The sequence below is a fragment of the Erwinia sp. E602 genome (assembly GCF_018141005.1).
Lineage (GTDB): Bacteria > Pseudomonadota > Gammaproteobacteria > Enterobacterales > Enterobacteriaceae > Erwinia.
The window spans coordinates 1,508,380-1,530,016 of record NZ_CP046582.1; the positions used below are offsets into that span (position 1 = coordinate 1,508,380).

Annotated in this window: 18 protein-coding genes; 5 read left to right on the forward strand and 13 right to left on the reverse strand. The window is 60.2% G+C overall.

Features of this window, described 5'->3' with window-relative positions:
- The first annotated feature begins 54 nt into the window (after nt 1-54).
- Nucleotides 55-507, forward strand: coding sequence for a GNAT family N-acetyltransferase (locus tag GKQ23_RS08370; protein ID WP_212410266.1), 453 nt, complete (start codon nt 55-57; stop codon nt 505-507).
- Between the two features lie 33 nt (nt 508-540).
- Here the strand turns inward: GKQ23_RS08370 and GKQ23_RS08375 are convergent, their stop codons facing one another.
- The gene (locus GKQ23_RS08375) at nt 541-2,196 is read right to left on the reverse strand and encodes a glucan biosynthesis protein D (RefSeq protein WP_212410267.1); all 1,656 of its coding nucleotides are present in this window, start codon (nt 2,194-2,196) and stop codon (nt 541-543) included.
- 236 nt (nt 2,197-2,432) lie between these two features.
- Between GKQ23_RS08375 and elaB the strand changes: the two genes are divergently transcribed.
- Nucleotides 2,433-2,744, forward strand: coding sequence for a stress response protein ElaB (gene elaB, locus GKQ23_RS08380; protein ID WP_056239550.1), 312 nt, complete (start codon nt 2,433-2,435; stop codon nt 2,742-2,744).
- A 63-nt stretch (nt 2,745-2,807) separates the two neighbouring features.
- Here the strand turns inward: elaB and paaX are convergent, their stop codons facing one another.
- Genes paaX through paaA form a run of 8 tightly spaced genes read right to left on the reverse strand, consistent with a single transcriptional unit; the run spans nt 2,808 to nt 9,598 of the window.
- Entirely contained in the window at nt 2,808-3,755 is a 948-nt protein-coding gene (gene paaX / locus GKQ23_RS08385) for a phenylacetic acid degradation operon negative regulatory protein PaaX (RefSeq protein ID WP_212410268.1), read from the reverse strand.
- Between the two features lie 43 nt (nt 3,756-3,798).
- The gene (locus GKQ23_RS08390; protein WP_212410269.1) at nt 3,799-5,115 is read right to left on the reverse strand and encodes an AMP-binding protein; all 1,317 of its coding nucleotides are present in this window, start codon (nt 5,113-5,115) and stop codon (nt 3,799-3,801) included.
- Between the two features lie 60 nt (nt 5,116-5,175).
- On the reverse strand, nt 5,176-6,024 hold the full coding sequence (gene paaG, locus GKQ23_RS08395; RefSeq protein ID WP_212410270.1) for a 2-(1,2-epoxy-1,2-dihydrophenyl)acetyl-CoA isomerase PaaG: 849 nt from the start codon (nt 6,022-6,024) through the stop codon (nt 5,176-5,178).
- Between the two features lie 8 nt (nt 6,025-6,032).
- Nucleotides 6,033-7,088 (reverse strand): 1,2-phenylacetyl-CoA epoxidase subunit PaaE, encoded by a 1,056-nt coding sequence (paaE, locus tag GKQ23_RS08400; protein ID WP_212410271.1) that lies wholly within the window; start codon nt 7,086-7,088, stop codon nt 6,033-6,035.
- A gap of 10 nt (nt 7,089-7,098) precedes the next feature.
- Complete coding sequence (gene paaD, locus GKQ23_RS08405; protein ID WP_056239560.1) at nt 7,099-7,593, reverse strand: 1,2-phenylacetyl-CoA epoxidase subunit PaaD; 495 nt, start codon at nt 7,591-7,593, stop codon at nt 7,099-7,101.
- A 9-nt stretch (nt 7,594-7,602) separates the two neighbouring features.
- Nucleotides 7,603-8,364: a 1,2-phenylacetyl-CoA epoxidase subunit PaaC gene (paaC, locus tag GKQ23_RS08410; protein ID WP_212410272.1), complete on the reverse strand. Its 762-nt coding sequence runs from the start codon at nt 8,362-8,364 to the stop codon at nt 7,603-7,605.
- Between the two features lie 6 nt (nt 8,365-8,370).
- Nucleotides 8,371-8,655: a 1,2-phenylacetyl-CoA epoxidase subunit PaaB gene (gene paaB, locus GKQ23_RS08415; RefSeq protein ID WP_056239566.1), complete on the reverse strand. Its 285-nt coding sequence runs from the start codon at nt 8,653-8,655 to the stop codon at nt 8,371-8,373.
- Nucleotides 8,630-9,598 (reverse strand): 1,2-phenylacetyl-CoA epoxidase subunit PaaA, encoded by a 969-nt coding sequence (gene paaA, locus GKQ23_RS08420; protein ID WP_212410273.1) that lies wholly within the window; start codon nt 9,596-9,598, stop codon nt 8,630-8,632. The genes paaB and paaA overlap by 26 nt, the downstream gene beginning before the upstream one ends.
- Nucleotides 9,599-9,891: 293 nt before the next feature.
- On the opposite strand from paaA, the gene paaZ reads away from it, so the two are divergent.
- On the forward strand, nt 9,892-11,949 hold the full coding sequence (paaZ, locus tag GKQ23_RS08425; RefSeq protein ID WP_212410274.1) for a phenylacetic acid degradation bifunctional protein PaaZ: 2,058 nt from the start codon (nt 9,892-9,894) through the stop codon (nt 11,947-11,949).
- Between the two features lie 81 nt (nt 11,950-12,030).
- Nucleotides 12,031-13,224, forward strand: coding sequence for a nicotinamide mononucleotide deamidase-related protein YfaY (locus GKQ23_RS08430; RefSeq protein WP_212410275.1), 1,194 nt, complete (start codon nt 12,031-12,033; stop codon nt 13,222-13,224).
- Between the two features lie 577 nt (nt 13,225-13,801).
- Here GKQ23_RS08430 and yfaE read toward each other — a convergent pair.
- The 4 genes from yfaE to ubiG all read right to left on the reverse strand — a co-directional run bounded on the left by yfaE (nt 13,802) and on the right by ubiG (nt 18,783).
- On the reverse strand, nt 13,802-14,062 hold the full coding sequence (gene yfaE / locus GKQ23_RS08435; protein ID WP_056239579.1) for a class I ribonucleotide reductase maintenance protein YfaE: 261 nt from the start codon (nt 14,060-14,062) through the stop codon (nt 13,802-13,804).
- A gap of 12 nt (nt 14,063-14,074) precedes the next feature.
- Nucleotides 14,075-15,205 (reverse strand): class Ia ribonucleoside-diphosphate reductase subunit beta, encoded by a 1,131-nt coding sequence (gene nrdB / locus GKQ23_RS08440; protein ID WP_056239582.1) that lies wholly within the window; start codon nt 15,203-15,205, stop codon nt 14,075-14,077.
- A 120-nt stretch (nt 15,206-15,325) separates the two neighbouring features.
- Nucleotides 15,326-17,611 carry a class 1a ribonucleoside-diphosphate reductase subunit alpha gene (nrdA, locus tag GKQ23_RS08445; protein WP_212410276.1) on the reverse strand — a complete coding sequence of 762 codons (2,286 nt, stop codon included), beginning with the start codon at nt 17,609-17,611 and terminating at the stop codon, nt 15,326-15,328.
- 440 nt (nt 17,612-18,051) lie between these two features.
- Entirely contained in the window at nt 18,052-18,783 is a 732-nt protein-coding gene (ubiG, locus tag GKQ23_RS08450) for a bifunctional 2-polyprenyl-6-hydroxyphenol methylase/3-demethylubiquinol 3-O-methyltransferase UbiG (protein ID WP_056239587.1), read from the reverse strand.
- A 192-nt stretch (nt 18,784-18,975) separates the two neighbouring features.
- Between ubiG and gyrA the strand changes: the two genes are divergently transcribed.
- A complete protein-coding gene (gyrA, locus tag GKQ23_RS08455) occupies nt 18,976-21,633 on the forward strand; it encodes a DNA topoisomerase (ATP-hydrolyzing) subunit A (protein WP_056239588.1) in 2,658 nt (885 codons plus the stop codon).
- The last annotated feature ends 4 nt before the right edge of the window (nt 21,634-21,637 follow it).

Here is a 21,637-nt window from a genome sequence, read left to right on the forward strand (position 1 = left end):
CGGATATCGATAACAATCGGGCCCCTGTGGCCCGATTTTTTTTGCGAGGAAACGATGGAAATTGAGTGGCAGGATCTACACCACGGCGAGCTGAGCGCCGCCCGGCTTTACCAGCTGCTGGCGCTGCGTAGCCAGGTGTTTGTGGTTGAACAGCGGTGCGTCTATCAGGATATTGATGGGGCCGATCTGCTGGGGGGCAACCGCCATCTGCTCGGGCTGTATCAAGACCGGCTGCTGGCGTACGCCCGCATTCTCGCGCCACAGGCCGCCGGCGAGCCGGTGAAAATCGGTCGGGTGATCGTCAGCAGCGAGGCGCGCGGCCTGAGCCTCGGCAGCCGTTTAATCAAACATGCGATAGCCTGCTGTGAACGCCACTGGCCGCAGCAGCCGCAGTTTCTTTCGGCGCAGGCGCACCTGCAACGCTTTTACAGCAGCGCGGGTTTTGTAGCGACGGGAGAGGTGTACGACGAGGACGGCATTCCGCACATTGATATGCTGCGCGGATAATAAAACAGGCGGCCGCAGCCGCCTGTCGATGGTTTAACCGGCGGTCATAATCCGGTCATCAACGTATTTGCGTTTGTCCGGCGGCGGCGGCGCGTACTGATACAGCCAGGTTTCGCTCAGCGTATCGTCTTTGGTACGCAGGAACAGGCGCATATCCACCGGGGTGGTGGCGTCGCTGTCCGGATACCAGTCAAACAGGATGCGGAAACCGTTAATCGGTTCGACGTAGAGGATCTCCACCTGTTTAAGGGTGCCGGATGAGATATTAATCACCGGCTCAATCCCCTTCGGCGCGGCCGCTTTCAGGTCACCGCCGACGAAGTCCACCGCAAAGCGGCGCGCCCAGACGTTCGGGTAGTGTTCTCCCGGTGCCCAGCCTTCCGGGAAGCCGCCCATGCCGGTGCGGGTGGCGTTCACCCGCGCCAGGCCGCTGCGTACCGGCGGCAGGCCGCTCCAGTAAAGCTTGTAGCTGTAGCTGTGCGCGCTGCCGGCCTTGATCGGCTCGGCCGGCTGCCAGAAGCAGACGATGTTATCCAGCGTTTCACCGGTGGTTGGGATCTCCATCAGCGCCACCGCACCTTTGCCCCACTTGTCCGTCGGCTCCACCCACAGGCTCGGGCGCTTGTTGTACCAGCCAATCACGTCCTGGTAATCCTGGAAATCGTGATTCAGCTGCAACATGCCAAAGCCGCGCGGGTTTTCATCCTGGTAGGCGTTGAAGGTCAGGCGCTGCGGATTGTTGAGCGGGCGGCAGATCCACTCGCCGCTGCCGGTCCACATCGCCAGGCGATCGGAGTCGTGGATCTGCGGGTGAATGGTGTCGCACATGCGGCGTTCGTTATTGCCACAGCTGAACATGGTGGTCATCGGCGCGATACCCAGTTGCTCGATATCCTTACGCGCGTAGATGTGTTTTTCCACCTCCATCACCACGCGTTTCTCTTCGCAGTGAATGATGAACTTGTAGGCACCGGTGCAGCTGGCACCGTCCAGCAGGGTGTAAACGGTAAAGGTGGTGTCTTCCGCCTTTGGCGTTTCAAACCAGAAGGCGGTGAAGTCCGGGAACTCCTCCTTGCCGTTAGTGAAAGTATTGACGGCCACGCCGCGCGCGGAGAGACCGTACTGGAAGGTTTCATCCACGGCGCGGAAGTAGCTGGCGCCGAGGAACGAGACGATGTCGCGTTTAGCCAGTTCCGGTTTTTTAAAGGCGCGGAAGCCGGCAAAGCCAAGGTCGGTTTTTCCCTCCAGCTGTTTGGTATCCACGTGAGCGTTGTTGTAGTTAAACAGCTCCGGGCGGAAGTGGATTTCTCGGGCCTGGCGGTCGCCATCTACCGAGAACATGCGGATACGGCGCTTAAAGCCCATGCCGACGTGGAAGAACTGAACGTCAAGCTGTCGGTTATCCAGGCCGTTCCACAGTGAGTGGCCGGCGTCGTACTGGATTTCGTTATAGGCCTGCGGGGTCAGGGTCGCCAGCGTGTCCGGCAGCGGGGCCGGTGCGCCGATCCAGGCATGTTTCGCCTGGTCTGCGGCCAGCTTTTTCAGCACGTCGAAATCAAAACGCACCGCGGTGCCGTCGGCAATATCGCTCTCTGCCCAGGCGGCCTGGGAGAACAGGGTGGATAAGCCGGACATCCCGCTCAGGGTTGCGAATGCCATTGACGCTTTCATAAACATTCTACGATTCATGCCGGAAAATATTTCCTCAGGTGAACGAGTTTGTAGTGACTGTCGTGCATGTAAAATACACATTCGCATAACCGGAAGGCTTCCGGGTACAGGGAGTTACGACAGCTTGCTCAGGGTTTGATTCAGTTCACGCAGAATTTATCAGATAAATCCTGTAACCGCAGTGATTTCATCGGCGAAAAACGGTCTATAGTTAATGTGAATGCGACAATTAATTCGACCACGGAGGATGAAAGATGTCTGTATCAAATGAACCTAATGACAATCGCCTGGATGATGACCTGGCGCTGCTGACCAAAACGCTGGAAGAGGTGCTGAAATCGTCGGGCGACCCGGCCGATCAGAAGTACGTTGAGCTGAAGGCCAAAGCCGAAAAGTCGCTGGATGAAGTTAAAACGCGCATCAGCAACGCGTCGGACAGCTACTACTACCGCGCCCGCCAGGCGGTATCCCGCGCCGACGAGTACGTGCATGACAAACCCTGGCAGGGGATTGGCGTTGGTGCCACCGTTGGGCTGGTCGTTGGCCTGCTGCTGGCACGCCGCTAAGCTGCACAAACTGCGCCCTGAGGGGCGCCGTTATTCTGCCCCGATCTGTTCCGCTTCCCCTTCTTAAGCAGTCGCCTGCTGATGACCCACAGACTCCAGACCGCCAAAGCGCTGATAAAATGCCGCGCACGGTTGTGGCAACTCGCCAATTCGACTCTCTGCCAGCTGACTGACCCGCCGCGTAGCCGGTAATGCAAGACGCCGGTAAAGATTGATGCACAGATGGCGTGCCGTGTGCCCCGGCCACTGCGGCGGAAGCAGTGCGTCAGGCAGCTGTGGATCGCGCAGCACCACCCGGCGCCAGGCATGGATCAGCAACAGGCACAGCTCAAAAGCCTGTTGTTCACTGACCTGTTGCTGTCGATCGCGCAGCAGCAGCATCAGCGGGCGCCACGCGTCAATAAACTGCTGGTAGTGCGCTGCCATCTCATCCAGCGCCCAGTTGTTCGCCACCTGACGCTTCAGACAACCGGCAGAACGTTCACCGGCAGACTGTGCGCGGAACCAGATGGTGTGCTCGCCCCCGGGGAGTTCGCTGAGCAGGGCGGTGACGTCGCGGCGGATGTCTGCCGGGGCGGCCAGCAGCGTTGTACTCAGCTGCCCAAAGCCGAGCCAGCCCAGAGACTGCCGAAGGCGGGCGCGTACGGTTTTTTCCACCCCATCCAGCAGCAGCAGATCCCACTCGCCGTTCCATAAAGCGGGTTCGCCCTGATAGATTTTGCTTTCCGCGTGGCGGAACTGTTGCAGGCCGTGTTCAGAAAGTCGGTAATAGCTGCGGCGTCCGGCTTTTTCCGCCTCCAGCCAGCCCTCCTTCTGCAGTCGAAAAACGGCGGTGCGCACCCAGCGGTCACTGAAGCCCAGTGGCGCCAGCAGCGCGCTCAGCGAACCCAGCCACACCTCGCCGCCACGCTGACTCAGCGCATCACCGTACAGAGAGATAATTAGCGAAGTACCGCTCAGCGGCTGTACGGCCAGCGAGCGGCGAATAAAACTATCGAGTTTATCAGGCATCAGTGCCCCGTTGCGGACGGAAACAACCTTTACCTTAGCATATTCAATGCGGTACAGCGTCCTGTGTTCCTCTGCTATCGACAACCCGTACCGCTTTTCCCTCAGAACGCGGCAACGTACCCGGTTCAACCACGCTGACCTGCGCGCTGATGCCAATCAGCGATTTAATATGGTGCTGCAGCTGTTTCGCGGTTTCATCACTGCGGCTGGCATCCAGCGTCGTCTTTCTCTCCACCCGCAGCGCCAGGTGGTCAAGATTGCCGCTGCGGCTCACTTCCAGCAGATAATGGGAGGAGAGGCCAGGGCAGCGCATAATCTGCTCTTCAAGCTGGGAGGGGAAAATGTTGATACCCCGCACGATTAGCATATCGTCCGAGCGGCCGCTGATAGCGGCCATGCGCCGCATCGGCCTACTGCCGCCGGGCAACAGAGAACTCATATCGTGGCTGCGATAGCGGATCACCGGCATTGCTTCCTTGCTCAGGCTGGTAAAAACCAGCTCACCGCGTATTCCGGCAGGCAGCAGTTCCAGCGTCAGAGGATCGATGACTTCAGGATAGAAATGATCTTCCCAGATGGTAGAGCCGGCGTCCGGGCCATCGCACTCAATCGCCACCCCCGGCCCCATCACTTCGGAGAGGCCATAGATATTACAGGCTGTGATCCCCAACCGGCTCTCGATCTCACCGCGCAGTGCGGCGCTCCATGGCTCGGCGCCAAGCACCCCCAGCCGTAGCGAGCAGCCGCGCGCATCACCCCCCATGCGCCGCTCCAGCTCATCGGTCAGCGCCAGACAGTAAGACGGGGTCGCCATTATTACGTCCGGCTGCAGGTCGAGGATCAACTGCGCCTGCTTTTCAGTCTGTCCGGTGGAAGCCGGGATCACCGTGGCACCGAGTTTTTCCGCACCGTAGTGCGCCCCCATCCCCCCGGTGAACAGGCCGTAGCCATAAGCAATATGGACCTTATCACGTGAGGTTACCCCCACCGAACGCAGGCAGCGAGCCACCAGCCCGGACCAGCGCGCCAGGTCGGCGGCGGTATAACCCACCACCGTCGGTTTTCCGGTGGTGCCGGAAGAGGCGTGCAGGCGCACAATCTGCTCGCAGGGGACGGCAAAGGTGGCAAAGGGATAGTTGTCGCGCAGATCCTGCTTGGAGGTGAAAGGGAACTTAACGATATCGCTCAGCTGCCGCAGATCGCCGGGGTGCACGCCCGCCGCGGTAAACTTTTTCCGGTACATCGGCACGTTTTCCCAGGCGTGATGCAGTGTCCACTTCAGCCTCTCCAGCTGCAGGGCTTCCAGTGCCTCGCGTGAGGCATATTCGATCGGATCAAGGGTTGGAACCAGGCTACTCATTTTGTCTCTCCCTGATAGATGATGTGATTGCCGTGCTGACCCCGCGCGGCGTGTTGGCTGCTATCTTCCGCTGAAGTGTGCCTGCCGCTTTGTCAGGAAAGCGTTGACGCCTTCGCGGTAATCGTCACTGCGACCGGCCTGCTGTTGCAGGTCGCGCTCCAGATCCAGCTGCTGGCTGAGGGTGTGGGTGGCCGCTGCCTGCAGTGCCCGCTTGGTCATACCCAGCGCGGCGGTTGCCTGCCCGGCCAGCCGCTGCGCCAGCTGCAGGCAGGCGTTTTCCAGCTGGTCATCCTCCCACACCTGCCAGATCAACCCCCAGTTCAGGGCCTGCTCTGCGCCGATCTTATCGCCCAGCAGGGCCATACCCGCCGCCCGGGCGTAACCCACTTTGCGCGGCAGAAACCAGCTGGCGCCACTGTCCGGCACCAGCCCTACGCGGCAGAATGAAAACAGAAAGCTGGCCGAACGTGCGGCCAGCGTCAGATCGCAGGCCAGCGCCAGCGAGGCCCCGGCTCCGGCTGCCACGCCGTTAATCGCGCCGACCACCGGCTTTGGCAGCGCGGTCAGCCGTCGGATCAGCGGGTTATAGTGTTTTTCAACCGACAGCCCGAGGTCGGCGGGGTTATCGCCCGGGCGAGTACGGCGGTCGCTGAGATCCTGCCCGGCGCAAAACGCCCGGCCGGCCCCGGTCAGCAGCACGCAGCGCACGGCGTCATCGGTTTCGGCGCGTTCCAGCGCGGCGGCCAGCGCCAGGTGCATCGCGGGATTAAAACTGTTCAGCCGCTGCGGGCGGTTAAGGGTAAGTTGCAGCACGCCGTGCGTCAGCCGTGCAAGCACCGGCGGCTGATGTTCGCCGGCCTGCTGCCCGCCGTCAGCGCTGGCCTGTGGTGAATTCGGTGTCTCGTTCATCATGGCTCCTAAACGTCAAAGTCCAGCACCACGCCGTCGCCTTTCGGCCATGCCTGGCAGCTGAGGATATAGCCTGCGTTCAGCTGATCCTGTTCGAGGCTGTAGTTGACCTCCATCGTCACGTCGCCGGATTTCAGGCGGCATTTACAGGTGGCGCAAACCCCGCCCTTACAGGCGAAGGGCAGGTCGATCCCCTGGCGCAGCGCAGCGTCCAGAATGCTGCGGTCCTGCGGCTGCAGGGCAATTTTCTGGCGGCGGCCGTCATGCAGAATTTCCACGTCGCAGCGCTGATCACGGCTGGTGCGGATGGGTAACGGGTGCTGGTGGCCGGCATCAAACTGTTCGCGGTGAATATTCTGTGCGGCGATCCCGGCCTGTCGCAGCGCGCTTTGTGCGTTGTCCATCATCGCCGTCGGGCCGCAGATAAACGCCTGTTGAAAGTGGTTCAGCCCGATCAGGGCATGCAGCTGCGCCAGGTACCCGGCGTCGATATGCCCGCTGAGTAACGGGCTGTCCGAGCTTTCCTGGCTGAACAGCCAGAAGAGTTGCAGCCGCTGCAGAAAGCGATCTTTCAAATCGGCCAGCGTCTGGCGAAACATCGCCGACTGCGTATGGCGGTTGGCGTAAACCAGCGTGAAGCGGCTGTCGGGCTCCTGCTGCAACGTGCTGCTGATAATCGCCAGCAACGGCGTAATGCCTGACCCTGCCGCCAGTGCCAGATAATCACCCTGGTGCCCGGGACGGGGCCGGTAGCCAAACTGCCCCTGTGGCGGCATGACGTCCAGCGTGTCGCCGGGGTGCAGATGCCGGTGCAGATGCTGTGAAAAGCGGCCGCCCGGCACCGCCCTGACGCCAATCTGCAGCCGGTTATCTTCTGGCGCGGAGCTGATGGAGTAACAGCGGCGCAGATCTTCGCCATCAACGCGGGCGCGCAGGGTGAGATGCTGGCCGGGCGTGAAGCGCCAGATCTCCGCCGCCCCCGGAGGGAGGGAAAAGGTAATGGCCACGGCATCGGCCGTTTGTCGTTCAATGGCCTCTACCGTCAGATGATGAAACTGTGACATCGTTTTCCCCTCACAGACACTTGAAGTAATCAAAGGGTTCGCGGCACGCGCAGCAGCGGTACAGCGCTTTACAGGCGGTAGAGCCAAACTCACTGATTTGTTCGGTGTGCAGACTGCCGCAGCGCGGGCAGGCAACAGGGCAGATCGTCGCTGCCGCACAGCGGTGGGGCGGCGCAATGCCAGCCTCCAGCAGCTTGCGGCGGCCAGTCTCACTGATCCAGTCACTGCTCCAGGCCGGATGCAGACTAACCACCACCTCGGCCGACGGATACCCTGCCTGTTGCAGCCGCTGGCGGATGTCGTCCTGCAGGAACCTGGTGGCCGGGCAGCCGGAGTAAGTGGGTGTCAGCACCACCTGCCAGCCAGCCGGAGCTGCATTGACCGCGCGGATCATCCCCAGCTCGGTAATGGATAACAGCGGCAGCTCCGGGTCGGGGATCTGCCGCAGACAGCGCCAGATACCAGCAACAGCAGGATGCTGCAGAGTCATTTGTGTGATCTTCATCGTCCCCCCTTACCAGCGGCAGCCAGGCTGGCTGCGTGGCAGGAACTGCATCTCTGCCAGCAGATAGCCGAAATGTTCGCTGTGCTGCCCCTGTTTGCCGCCGTGGCGCCAGGCCGCCTCAGTCGGTGGGGGCAGGGTGGCGGCCTGCAGCACCGGGGCGGTCAGCGTATGCCAGGCCGCCTGCAGTGCGGCCGCATCGGGCGCGATCCCTTGCTGCACCAGCCGCTGCTCGGTTGCATCGCTGAGAAAGGGTTCAGCGGTAAAGCGCCACAGCCCGTTCAGCGCCTGCTGCATTCTGTCATGGCTTTGCAGGGTGCCGTCGCCGAGGCGGATCATCCAGCCGCTGCTGAAACGCAGGTGATAGGTGACCTCCTTCAGCGCCTTGGCTGCTATCGCCGCCAGCGACGCATCACGGCTGAGGCTGAGCTGCCGGTACAGACAGTGGTGCCACGCATCCAGCAGGAACTGGCGCACCAGCGTGTCGTTGAAACCGCCGTTAGGCTGCTCGGCCAGCAGCAGGTTACTGAACGCGGATTCGTCGCGCTGAAAAGCGAAACGATCCTCATCCCAGCCCGGCCCGGCCAGTCCGGCGGCGTACTGATAGAAATTCCGCGCCTGGCCCAGCAGATCCAGCGCGATGTTGGCCAGTGCGAGGTCGATCTCCAGCTCCGGCGCGTGGCCGCACCAGGCGCCCAGCCGCTGGGCGAGGATCAGCGGCGTATCCGCCAGACGCAGCACGTAGTGCAGCAGGTCATCCTGTGGAAGGTTCATCCGGCCTCACATATTTTTGATGCCATCAGGCAGCGGGAAGAAGGTCGGATGGCGATAGATTTTATCGTCAGCCGGGTCAAAGAATGCGCCGCGATCCTCCGGCTGTGAGGCGCAGATTTGCGCGGAAGGCACCACCCATACCGAGCTGCCTTCCCCGCGCCGTGTGTAGGCATCGCGGGCGTTTTCCAGCGCCATCTGCCCGTCGGCGGCGTGCAGGCTGCCGACGTGGCGATGAGCCAGCCCCTGCTGGCTTCGGATAAAAACTTCATACAGCGGCCATTCCTGAGTCATTAGGTGCTCCTGCAGCGTGGGATGGATGTTTTGTAGCGTGGGCCAGTGCAGCTTCGCGCACCCAGCAGCCCGCCTGCCAGGCCAGGTTTTTGGCCGCAAGCCGCTCGTAATTGCAGATGCCGTGGCCGGCGATCACCGCATAAAACGCCTGCCAGTCGATCTCACCAAAACGATAGTGACCGCTGGCCTCATCAAAATGCAGCGCCGAATCGGGGGCGGTCATTCCCAGTGCCTCCAGCTGCGGTAAGGTGTTATCAACAAATTTCTGCCGCAGCTCGTCGTTGCTGTGGCGCTTTATTTTCCATGCCAGGCTCTGCGCGCTGTGGGTGGAGTCTTTGTCACTGGGGCCAAACATCATCAGCGCCGGCCACCAGAAGCGATTGATGGCTGCCTGCAGCATGGCGCGCTGCTGCGGCGTGCCGCAGGCCAGCGCCAGACAGGCGTCATAGCCCTGGCGCTGGTGAAAACTCTCCTCCTTGCAGATTTTCACCATCGCCCGTGCGTAGGGGCCATAAGAGGTGCGGCACAGCGCCACCTGATTAACAATGGCCGCGCCATCGACCAGCCAGCCAATGACCCCGATATCGGCCCATTCCGGGGTCGGGTAGTTAAAAATTGACGAGTATTTCATCCGGCCCGCCAGCATCTTCTGATACAGCTCGCTGCGGCTGCAGCCGAGGGTTTCGGCGGCGCTGTAGAGGTAAAGCCCGTGCCCGGCTTCATCCTGCACTTTAGCCAGCAGAATTGTTTTACGGTGCAGGCTGGGCGCGCGGGTGATCCAGTTCGCCTCCGGCAGCATGCCGACCACCTCAGAATGGGCGTGCTGGCCAATCTGGCGGATCAGTGTCTGGCGGTAGGCATCAGGCATCCAGTCGCGGGGTTCTATCGCCCGCTCGTCGGCGATGGCGGCGTCAAATCGCCTCTGCAGGTCGGCGTTATCCATCGTGCTCTCCATTTAATTTGATTCACTATTCGGTTTTAAATGAAAAAATAAGTATCAGTTATTCACTCTACGAGCAGCGCCTTCCCTGATCCACACAGGAAATGTGGTTTTACGATCGCGCTTCACAAATATTTTTAAAAAACTATATTTAACAGTGATTTATTTTTTTAAATGACAAGTGCATTAAAAATGCGTTTTCCATTTTTAGCAAAAACAGCGCTGGTTAGATTTTGCTGTAATGTGATACACCATAAAAATGATAAGTATCATTAAATGGTATTGGTGGAGGAAGAATGGAAAATGTGACCAGTTATTTGTGTGGCATCTGGGCGTTCGGTAAAGGCAACGCCCGCCGGTTTGACCATCCATTAAGCGGTGAAGCCGATTATCAACTGTGCAGCGCGGGGCTGCCCCTGGCGGAAGGCCTGGCTTACGGGCGTTTGCACGGTGGCCAGGCGCTGGCAGCGATGACTTTTCTGCAGCGTGGGCAGATGCTGAAGGCACTGGCAAAATTTTTGCTGGCCAACAAAGAGCGCCTCTATGCCCTTTCGGCCCGCACCGGGGCCAGCCGCCGCGATGGCTGGGTGGATATTGAGGGCGGCATCGGTACGCTGTTTACCTATGCCAGCCTCGCCGGTCGCGAACTGCCGGAGGACACGCTGTGGCTGGAAGACGACGCTATCCCGTTGTCAAAACAGGGGCAGTTTGTTGCCCGGCATCTGCTGAGCAGCCGTCAGGGCGTGGCGCTGCATATCAACGCTTTTAACTTTCCCTGCTGGGGGATGCTGGAGAAACTGGCCCCCTGCTGGCTGGCCGGGATGCCGGCGATCGTCAAGCCTGCCAGTACCTCGGCACCGCTGGCGCAGGGTCTGGTCAGGCTGATTACCGACAGCGGGCTGGTGCCGGAGGGGGCGCTGCAGCTGATCTGCGGTGAGGTGGGGGACCTGCTCAGCCATCTCGATTATCAGGATGTGGTCACGTTTACCGGGTCGGCGCAGACCGGCAGGCAACTGCGGGCTCACCCTGGCCTGCTGGCGAAATCCATTCCGTTCAGTATGGAGACGGATTCGCTGAACTGTTGCATCCTCGGCGATGACGTGACGCCAAAAATGGCTGAATTCTCACTATTTATTGACGAAGTCGTACGCGAAATGACCAGTAAGGCTGGTCAGAAATGTACCGCTGTCCGCCGCATTCTGGTGCCTGAAACGCAGCTGCCAGCGGTACAGCAGGCGCTGTCTGAGGCGCTGGCTGCGGTGGTGGTGGGTGACCCGGCGCTACCCGGGGTCAGCATGGGCGCGCTGGCCAGCCACGCCCAGCGTGAGGCGGTGCAGCAGCAGGTTGACCGGCTGCTGAGTAGCGGCTGCGAGGCGTTGTGTGGCGGTTCGCTGGCGCAACTGGAGCTGAGCGAGGGCAGCAACCCGGCGGGTGCCTTTTACCCGCCCACCCTGCTGCTGTGCCGTGACCCGCTGCACAACGAGGCAGTACACGGTGTGGAGGCGTTCGGCCCGGTGGCCACGCTGATGAGTTACGCCAGCCGTGAACAGGCGATTTCGCTGGCGCTGATGGGCCAGGGCAGCCTGGTGGCGACGCTGGTCACCGCCGATCCGGCGCTGGCGGCACAGACAGTACGGGCTGTCGCCTGTGCCCACGGCCGCCTGCTGGTACTGGACGCGGCGGCAGCGGCAGAGTCCACCGGCCATGGCTCGCCGTTACCACAACTTGTTCACGGCGGACCGGGGCGCGCCGGCGGTGGCGAGGAGCTGGGCGGGCTGCGGGCGGTCAAACACTATATGCAGCGCACCGCCGTGCAGGGCAGCCCATTGATGCTGGCGGCGGTGGGCGGCCAGTGGCTGCGCGGCGCGCCGCTGCACACCGACCACCGCCACCCGTTCCGCAAGCATTTTGATGAGCTGCATCCGGGCGACGGCGTGCTGACCGCCCGGCGCACCATCACCGAGGCGGATATCGTCAGTTTTGCCAACCTGAGCGGTGACCGCTTCTACGCTCACACCGATGCCATCGCCGCCGCGCAGTCGCTGTTTGGTGAGCGGGTGGCACACGGCTACTTTGTGGTTGCCGCCGCCGCCGGGCTGTTTGTCGATGCCGGGGTCGGTCCGGTGCTGGCCAACTACGGGCTGGAAGCGCTGCGCTTTACCCATCCGGTTAAAATCGGCGATACCCTGCAGGCGCAGCTGACCTGCCTGAGCAAGAGAAGAAAAGCCCCAAAAACGGACGAGCCGCCCTGTGGCGTGGTGGAGTGGGACGTACAGGTCTTTAACCAGCACCAGCAGCACGTCGCGCTTTACCGCATCCTCACTCTGGTGGCGCAGCGGGTGCCGTTGGCCTGAGTCGCTTTAATTGCACAGTAGCCATTGTTTTTCTCCTGAGCTGTTCTTAAAGTGAAAAAAACGACCCTACCGGAGAAAACAATGATCAGAGTGGAAATGCTCGCTACGGGTGACGAAGTCCTGCACGGGCAGATCGTCGATACCAATGCCGCCTGGCTGGCCGCGCTGCTGTTTGAGCACGGCCTGCCGATGACCAGCCGCCAGACGGTGGGCGACAGCCTGCCGGAGCTGGTGCAGGTGCTGACCGAACGCAGCAAGGTCGCCGACGTGCTGATCGTCAACGGTGGCCTCGGCCCGACCAGCGACGACCTCAGCGCACTGGCCGCCGCCACGGCGGCAGGCGTTCCACTGCAAATTCACGCCGAATGGCTGGCAAAAATGGAGGCGTTCTTTGCCAGCCGGGGCAAGGTGATGGCACCGAGCAACCGCAAACAGGCTGAAATCCCCCTTGGTGCTGAGATGATCGATAACCCGGTTGGCACCGCCTGTGGCTTTGCGATTGAGCTGAACCGCTGCTGGATCTTCTTCACCCCGGGCGTACCGTCGGAATACAAGGTCATGGTCACCGATCAGATCCTGCCGCGCCTGAAAGCGCGCTTTAAGCTGCCCGAGCCGCCGCTGTGCCTGCGCATGACCACCTTTGGCCGGGGCGAAAGCGACCTGGCCTCAGAAATCGAAGCACTGGCGCTGCCGGAAGGGCTGGTGATGGGCTACCGCGCATCGATGCCGATCATCGAACTGAAGCTGAACGGCCCGGCGTCAAGACTGGCCGAGATGGAAGCATTCTGGCAACAGGTACGCGAACTGGCCGGCGACAGCGTCATTTTTGAAGGCTTCGAAACGCTGCCGGAACAGCTGGCGCGCCGTCTGCATGAACGCGATTTGCGCCTGAGCGTCAGCGAGCAGTTTACCGCCGGCCTGCTGCAGTGGCAGCTGGCCTCCGGCGGCAGCGAACTGGCCGCAGGTAACATCCTGCCCACCCAGCCGGAAACGCTGGCCGAACTGGCCGCCCGCGCAGAGCAGCTGGCGCTGGAAAGCGGTGCCGAACTGGGGCTGGTGGTCGGCGGCATCCATGACGACTTACTGGGTTTTGCGCTGCACACCCCGCAGGGGACACACGCGCAGAAAGTGCGCTTCAACGTCAGCCGGTACGCTCTGAAAGCGCGACAGGACATGGTCGCCATGCTGGCGATGAACATGCTGCGCCGCTGGCTGAACGAACAAAGCGTCACCACCGGCCACGGCTGGATCGACGTGGTGGAAACGCTCTCATAGTTAATGAATCATTGCTGAATGCTGATTTTTCCCTACAGACGACTCAGAACGTAAAGCGAAGGGAGCCTGTACACGGAGCAAAGCATCGCGGGCCAGGGAAGGCCCGCGCTGAGCTGTCAGGGATGACGTTTTTTGCGTCTTTGCGGAGTGTACAGGCTCCCTGAGCCGTGCACGGACTTAACGGTTTTCTCCAAAAGACGACTCAGAACATAAAGCGATGGGAGCCTGTACACGGAGCAAAGCATCGCGGGCCAGGGAAGGCCCGCGCTGAGCCGTCAGGGATGACGTTTTTTGCGTCTTTGCGGAGTGTACAGGCTCCCTGAGCCGTGCACGGAGTTAACGGTTTTCTCCAAAAGACGACTCAGAACGTAAAGCGAAGGGAGCCTGTACACGGAGCAAAGCATCGCGGGCCAGGGAAGGCCCGCGCTGAGCTGTCAGGGACGACGTTTTTTGCGTCTTTGCGGAGTGTACAGGCTCCCTGAGCCGTGCACGGACTTAACGGTTTTCTCCAAAAGACGACTCAGAACATAAAGCGATGGGAGCCTGCCAGGGTGCAGGCAGGCGACCTGAACCGCCCTCAGAGATCGATCTCAATATCACCCTGCGGCCGACAACAGCAGGGTAAAATCTCCCCCGGCTGCACAAACGCCAGCGGCTTCTCAGCATAGCTCACCTGGCCCTTCAGCAACTGCACGCGACAGGAACCGCAGTAACCTTCACGGCACTGATACTCCACGCAGATCTGCTGTGCTTCAAGCGTTGCCAGCAGGGAAGGGTGCTCACCCTGACACTCCAGCTGCGTACCCGAAGCACGCAGCGTAATCAACGAACGGGACATCGAACGGGCCGCTTACAGCTCGAAATCGCTGAGATCGTCGGTGTTCACTTCCGCATCGATCTGGCCGACCAGATAAGAGCTCACTTCCACTTCCTGCGGTGCCACCTGCACGTTATCCGACACCAGCCACGAATTGATCCACGGAATCGGGTTAGAACGGGTTTTGAACGGCAGATCCAGCCCCACCGCATTCATACGAATGTTGGTAATGTACTCAATGTACTGCCACAAAATATCTTTGTTCAGGCCGATCATCGAACCGCCGCTGAACAGATACTCCGCCCACTCTTTCTCCTGCTCGGCCGCCAGCACAAACAGGTCATAGCACTCCTGACGGCACTCGGCGGCGATCTCCGCCATCTCCGGATCGTCTTCGCCGCTGCGCAGCAGGTTAAGCATATGCTGGGTGCCGGTCAGATGCAGGGCCTCATCACGGGCGATCAGCTTGATGATCTTGGCGTTACCCTCCATCAGCTCGCGCTCGGCAAACGCGAACGAACAGGCAAAGCTGACGTAGAAGCGGATCGCTTCCAGCGCGTTGACGCTCATCAGGCAGATATAGAGCTGCTTCTTCAGCGCGCGCAGGTTAACGGTAACGGTCTTATCGCCCACCTGATGGGTACCTTCACCCAGCAGATGCCAGTAGCTGGTCATCTCGATCAGATCGTCGTAGTAGCCGGAAATATCTTTGGCGCGCGACAGGATCTGCTCGTTGGTGACGATATCGTCAAACACCAGCGACGGATCGTTAACGATGTTGCGGATGATATGGGTGTAAGAGCGCGAATGAATGGTCTCAGAGAACGCCCAGGTCTCAATCCAGGTTTCCAGCTCCGGGATTGAAATCAGCGGCAGCAGCGCCACGTTCGGGCTGCGGCCCTGAATCGAATCCAGCAGGGTCTGGTACTTCAGATTGCTGATAAAGATGTGTTTTTCGTGGTCCGGCAGCGCCTGATAGTCGATGCGATCGCGGGAAACATCCACCTCTTCCGGACGCCAGAAGAACGACAGCTGTTTTTCGATCAGCTTTTCAAAAATGTCGTATTTCTGCTGATCGAAACGGGCAACGTTAACCGACTGGCCGAAAAACATCGGCTCTTTCAGCTGGTCATTTTTATTCTGTGAAAACGTGGTGTAAGCCATCAGTAGTTCCAGTGTCTTGATGCCGGAAACGCCGGCCGGTATGAAAAGATAGCGGCCGGGAGAGCCCGGCCGACGGTATCACGTACAGAGACCGGGTTGCCCCGGCCCTGTTCAGCTGTATCAGATTTTGCAGGCGCCGCTTTCGCAGCCGTCATCCTGAATCGATGGCGCCAGGTCGTCCTGCGCATCTTCCGCGCCGTCGCGGGTGTTCTGATAGTACAGCGTTTTCACGCCGAACTTATAGGCGGTCAGCAGATCTTTCAGCAGCTGCTTCATCGGCACCTTACCGTTGGCAAAGCGCGTCGGGTCGTAGTTGGTGTTCGAAGAGATCGCCTGATCGATAAATTTCTGCATCAGGCCAACCAGCTGCAGATAGCCGTCGTTGTTCGGCATCTCCCACAGCAGCTCATACTGGTCTTTCAGGCGCTCATACTCCGGCACCACCTGACGCAGAATGCCGTCTTTAGACGCCTTAATGCTGATATGACCGCGCGGCGGCTCGATACCGTTGGTGGCGTTGGAGATCTGCGACGAAGTCTCAGACGGCATCAGCGCCGACAGCGTGGAGTTACGCAGGCCGTGGGTTTTGATTGACTCACGCAGCGCTTCCCAGTCGAGGTGCAGCGGCTCGTTGCTGATCGCATCCAGATCTTTCTTGTAGGTGTCGATCGGCAGAATGCCCTGCGCATACGTGGTTTCGTTGAACCACGGGCAGGCACCCTGTTCGATCGCCAGATCGTTGGAGGCCTTCAGCAGCCAGTACTGGATCGCCTCGAAGGTTTTATGCGTCAGGTTATTGGCGCTGCCGTCGGAGTAACGCACGCCGTTCTTCGCCAGGTAGTAGGCGAAGTTAATCACGCCAATACCTAAAGTACGGCGACCCATGGCACCGCGTTTGGCGGCCGGGATTGGATAATCCTGATAGTCGAGCAGCGCGTCCAGCGCACGCACGGCGAGGGTGGCCAGCTCCTGCAGGTCGTCCAGGCTGTCGATGGCACCGAGGTTAAACGCCGACAGCGTACAGAGGGCGATTTCACCGTTCTCGTCGTTCACGTCCAGCAGCGGTTTAGTCGGCAGCGCAATTTCCAGACACAGGTTCGACTGGCGTACCGGCGCGATGCTTGGATCAAACGGGCTGTGGGTGTTGCAGTGGTCAACGTTCTGAATGTAGATACGACCGGTGGAGGCGCGCTCCTGCATCATCAGCGAGAACAGCTCAACCGCTTTGATACGCTGCTTACGGATGCTGTCGTCTTTTTCGTATTTGGTGTACAGGCGCTCAAACTCCGTCTGGTCGGCGAAGAAGGCGTCGTACAGGCCCGGCACGTCAGACGGGCTGAACAGGGTGATATCTTCGTTTTTCAGCAGGCGCTGATACATCAGCTTATTCAGCTGCACGCCGTAGTCCATATGGCGCACGCGGTTGCCTTCCACGCCACGGTTGTTTTTCAGCACCAGCAGGCTTTCCACTTCCAGATGCCACATCGGGTAGAACAGCGTGGCTGCCCCGCCGCGCACGCCGCCCTGTGAACAGGACTTAACGGCGGTCTGGAAGTGTTTGTAGAACGGGATGCAGCCGGTATGGAAGGCTTCACCGCCGCGGATCGGGCTGCCCAGCGCGCGAATGCGGCCGGCGTTGATGCCGATACCGGCGCGCTGGGAAACGTACTTCACGATCGCACTGGAGGTGGCGTTAATCGAGTCCAGGCTGTCGCCGCACTCGATCAGCACGCAGGAGCTGAACTGGCGGGTCGGGGTACGCACGCCGGACATGATCGGCGTCGGCAGCGAGATTTTAAAGGTGGAGATCGCATCGTAGAAACGCTTAACGTAGCTCATGCGCGTATCGCGCGGGTAGCCGGAGAACAGGCAGGCGGCGACCAGGATGTAGAGGAACTGCGCGCTCTCGTAGATCTCACCGCTGACGCGGTTCTGCGCCAGATATTTGCCTTCCAGCTGCTTGACCGCGGCGTAGGAGAAATTCATATCGCGCCAGTGGTCGATAAAACCGTCCATCTCGGCGAACTCTTCCACGCTGTAGTCTTCCAGCAGGTGACGGTCATATTTGCCCATATCGACCATGCGTTTCACCTGGTCAATCAGCGCCGGCGGCTCAAACTGGCCGTAGGCTTTTTTACGCAGGTGGAAGATCGCCAGGCGCGCGGCCATGTACTGGTAGTCCGGCGCGTCACGCGAGATCAGGTCGGCGGCAGACTTGATGATGGTTTCATGAATATCAGAGGTGCGGATGCCTTCATAGAACTGAATATGTGAACGCAGTTCAACCTGAGAGACGGAGACGTTTTGCAGCCCTTCGGCAGCCCAGTCGAGCACACGGTGGATTTTGTCGAGATCGATGCGTTCGGTGCGGCCGTCGCGTTTGGTTACAAGCAGACTCTGATTCATGTCGCGTTTTACCTGTCCTTATAGCAAATAATCCCCACGTTTATACACAGCCTGCTCATTGTGAGTAACTCTGTGGATAAACACTATATGTAGGGGTTGGAAGAAGTTGTTGTCACTAGATGGGGCATATTTTAGGGTTTTCCCCATGCTTAACAAGGCTTGATTTTCGCAGGGTTTTGAGGGCGGGTGACGGGGTTTTTGGCTAAGTCCGCGTATCTAAAGGCTCCAGGTTGATGTCAATGGGCAGAGAATTATTTTGCATAAAAAGTTCGATCGCGGAATTCTTGCGCATTCTTTGCGAATCGACTAAAGGGACGGCAAAAGCCAGCATATCCGTGTGGTGAGCGGGCAGGGCGCCAGCAGGGTAAACAGGTTCGCCCTGCTAACCGGCGTCGGCAGGGCGGCGAAATAAACGGGCGGAAGGATCCGCCCGCCGCGGGTTAATCCGCCAGTTCGCGGTGGGTGTGCACCATGTAGTTGACGTCGACGCCGGGGGCCAGCTTAAAGTGGTTAGTCAGCGGGTTGTAGTGCAGGCCGATGATATGGCGCTCGCGCAGCGGCGTTTCATCCACCCAGTTCAGCAGCTCGCCGGGGCGGATAAATTTCTTAATATCGTGGGTGCCGCGCGGCACCATGCGCAGCACGTACTCCGCGCCGATAATCGCCATCAGCCACGCCTTGCTGTTACGGTTAATGGTGGAGAAAAACACCTCGCCGCCGGGCTTTACCAGCCGCGCGCAGGCGTGCACCACCGAACGCGGGTCCGGCACGTGCTCCAGCATCTCCATACAGGTCACCACGTCGTACTGGCCGGCGAACTGCTCCGCGTGCTCTTCGACGGTTTGCTGCACGTAGTCGATGCTGACGCCGCTCTCCAGGGCGTGCAGGCGCGCCACCTGCAGCGGTTCGGCCCCCATATCCAGCCCGGTGACGTTGGCCCCTTCACGCGCCATGCTCTCGGCGAGGATGCCGCCGCCGCAGCCGACGTCGAGGATCTTCTTACCAAACAGCCCACCCGAATGCTGGCCAATCCAGCCGAGGCGCAGCGGGTTGATACGGTGCAGGGGCTTAAATTCCCCCTCCAGATCCCACCAGCGTGAGGCCACCGCCTCAAATTTTGCGATCTCGCTGGCGTCTACGTTGGCGCCAGCCGGGTGTTTTTCCGTCGTCATTCGGTTCTTACTCCTGCCAAAATTTGCTGAAGTATACATCTTTCCACGCGGCGGTGGGCGGCGCAACGCCAGCCACCCGGCCGGGAATGCAATAAAGCGGCCAAACCGCCGCTTTCCGTTCACCACCTGGACGCATTGTGATATACTTTCGCACCTTTGAATCCGGGAATTAACAGTAAGGAAAGCGCCTCCATGAGCGACCTGGCCCGCGAAATTACACCGGTCAATATCGAAGAAGAGTTAAAGAACTCTTATCTGGATTATGCAATGTCGGTCATCGTTGGCCGTGCGTTGCCAGATGTCCGTGATGGTCTGAAGCCGGTACACCGCCGTGTGCTTTACGCCATGAACGTGCTCGGTAATGACTGGAACAAGCCGTATAAAAAATCCGCCCGTGTTGTCGGCGACGTCATCGGTAAATATCACCCGCACGGTGACAGCGCGGTGTATGACACCATCGTGCGTATGGCACAGCCGTTCTCGCTGCGCTATATGCTGGTCGACGGCCAGGGTAACTTCGGTTCCGTGGACGGCGACTCCGCGGCGGCCATGCGTTACACCGAAGTGCGCATGTCAAAAATCGCTCACGAACTGCTGTCGGACCTGGAAAAAGAGACCGTCGACTTTGTGCCAAACTATGATGGCACCGAGCAGATCCCGGAAGTGATGCCGACCAAAATCCCTAACCTGCTGATCAACGGTTCATCCGGTATCGCGGTGGGGATGGCGACCAATATACCGCCGCACAACCTGACCGAAGTGATCAACGGCTGCCTCGCCTATATCGACGATGAGAACATCAGCATCGAAGGGCTGATGGAACACATCCCGGGCCCTGACTTCCCGACCGCCGCGATCATCAACGGCCGCCGCGGAATTGAAGAAGCCTACCGCACCGGCCGCGGCAAGATTTACATCCGCGCCCGTGGCGAAGTGGAAGTGGACGCCAAAACCGGCCGCGAAACCATCGTGGTGCATGAGATCCCGTATCAGGTCAACAAAGCGCGCCTGATCGAGAAAATCGCCGAGCTGGTGAAAGAGAAACGTCTGGAAGGCATCAGCGCCCTGCGCGATGAGTCCGATAAAGACGGCATGCGCATCGTGATCGAAGTGAAGCGCGATGCGGTCGGTGAAGTGGTGCTGAACAACCTCTACTCACTGACCCAGCTGCAGACCTCGTTCGGTATCAACATGGTGGCGCTGCACCAGGGCCAGCCGAAAATCATGCCGCTGAAGGACATTCTGGAAGCCTTTGTCCGCCACCGCCGTGAGGTGATCACCCGCCGTACCATCTTTGAGCTGCGTAAAGCGCGTGACCGTGCGCACATCCTCGAAGCCCTGGCGGTGGCGCTGGCCAACATCGACCCGATTATCGAGCTGATCCGCCGTGCGGCCAGCCCGTCCGAAGCGAAGGCCGGCCTGATCGCGCGTCCGTGGGCGCTGGGCAACGTCTCTGCCATGCTGGAGCGTGCCGGTGATGACGCCGCGCGTCCGGAGTGGCTGGAAGAGCAGTATGGTATCCGCGACGGCCAGTACTACCTGACCGAACAGCAGGCCCAGGCGATCCTCGACCTGCGTCTGCAGAAGCTGACCGGCCTTGAGCACGAGAAGCTGCTGGACGAGTACAAGGATCTGCTGCTGCAGATCGCCGAGCTGCTGCATATCCTTGGCAGCGCCGATCGTCTGATGGAAGTGATCCGCGAAGAGCTGATCCTGATCCGCGACCAGTTTGGCGATGCACGCCGTACTGAAATCACCGCCAACAGCGCGGACATCAACATCGAAGACCTGATCAACCAGGAAGATGTGGTGGTTACCCTGTCGCATCAGGGCTACGTCAAGTACCAGCCGCTGACCGACTACGAGGCCCAGCGCCGTGGTGGTAAAGGCAAGTCGGCCGCGCGTATTAAAGAAGAAGACTTTATTGACCGTCTGCTGGTGGCCAACACCCACGACACCATTCTGTGCTTCTCCAGCCGTGGCCGCCTGTACTGGATGAAGGTTTACCAGCTGCCGGAAGCCAGCCGTGGCGCACGTGGACGTCCGATCGTCAACCTGCTGCCGCTGGAAGCCAACGAGCGTATCACCGCGATCCTGCCGGTGCGCGAGTATGCGGAAGGCTTCAACATCTTTATGGCTACCGCCAGCGGTACCGTGAAGAAAACCGCGCTGACCGAGTTCAGCCGTCCGCGCAGCGCCGGCATTATCGCGGTGAACCTGCGTGACGACGATGAGCTGATCGGCGTGGCGCTGACCAACGGCCAGGACGAGGCGATGCTGTTCTCTGCGGCCGGTAAAGTGGTGCGCTTTGCAGAAACCGCCGTGCGCGCCATGGGCCGTACCGCTTCCGGCGTACGCGGCATCAAGCTGGCCGAAGGCGACAGCGTGGTGTCGCTGATCGTACCGCGTGCCGAGGGGGCAATCCTTACCGTGACGCAAAACGGTTACGGCAAGCGTACCGCCAACAGCGAGTACCCGACCAAGTCGCGTGCGACTCAGGGCGTGATCTCGATTAAAGTCACCGAACGTAACGGGCCGGTGATCGGCGCGGTGCAGGTGGTCGACAGCGATCAGATCATGATGATTACCGACGCCGGTACTCTGGTACGTACCCGCGTTTCCGAAGTCAGCGTGGTGGGCCGTAACACCCAGGGTGTGATCCTGATCCGTACCGCTGAAGACGAGAACGTGGTCGGCCTGCAGCGCGTGGCGGAACCGGTGGAAGAAGAAGAGCTGGACGCCATCGACGGCAGCGTGGCGGAAGGGGATGACGAGATCGCCCCGGAAGTGGACGCGGAAGACGATGCGGCCGACGCCGATGACGACGCCGCTGAGGCAGACGACGAGTAATCGT